The 506-nt window shown below is 50.2% G+C and carries 1 protein-coding gene; it reads left to right on the forward strand.

Features of this window, described 5'->3' with window-relative positions; all coding sequences use genetic code 11:
- A partial coding sequence (locus MD588_RS25940; RefSeq protein WP_265700835.1) for a DDE-type integrase/transposase/recombinase occupies window positions 1-506 on the forward strand: 506 nt, incomplete at both ends.

Here is a 506-nt window from a genome sequence, read left to right on the forward strand (position 1 = left end):
CGTGAAGAATATGCCAGTCTACCACCATCTCAGATCGTTCCCAGGTTAGCAGATGACAACATATATCTGGCATCAGAATCGACCTTTTATCGAGTACTGAAAGCACATAACCAGCTCCATCATCGCGGCCGCTCACAGGCTCCGCGGAAGGTGAAAGCACCAACGAGTTATATAGCGGAGAAGCCCAACCAGGTTTGGTCTTGGGACATTACCTATCTAAGCAGTATTGTCCGGGGACAGTATTTCTACCTTTATATGGTCGAAGACATTTACAGCCGTAAAATTGTTGGGTGGGAAGTCTATGAAAGCGAGTCAGGGGAGCAAGCTGCGAGCTTGATGCAGCGAACCGTAATGGCAGAGCAATGCTTCCGTACGCCACTTGTCCTGCATTCGGATAATGGTAGCCCAATGCGTTCAGCGACCTTGCAGGCGAAGCTGTGTGAGTTGGGTGTAACACCATCCCACAGCCGGCCACGAGTCAGTAACGATAATCCGTTCTCGGAATC

Origin of the sequence: Photobacterium obscurum, assembly GCF_026191635.1 — a bacterium.
GTDB classification, from domain to species: domain Bacteria; phylum Pseudomonadota; class Gammaproteobacteria; order Enterobacterales; family Vibrionaceae; genus Photobacterium; species Photobacterium obscurum.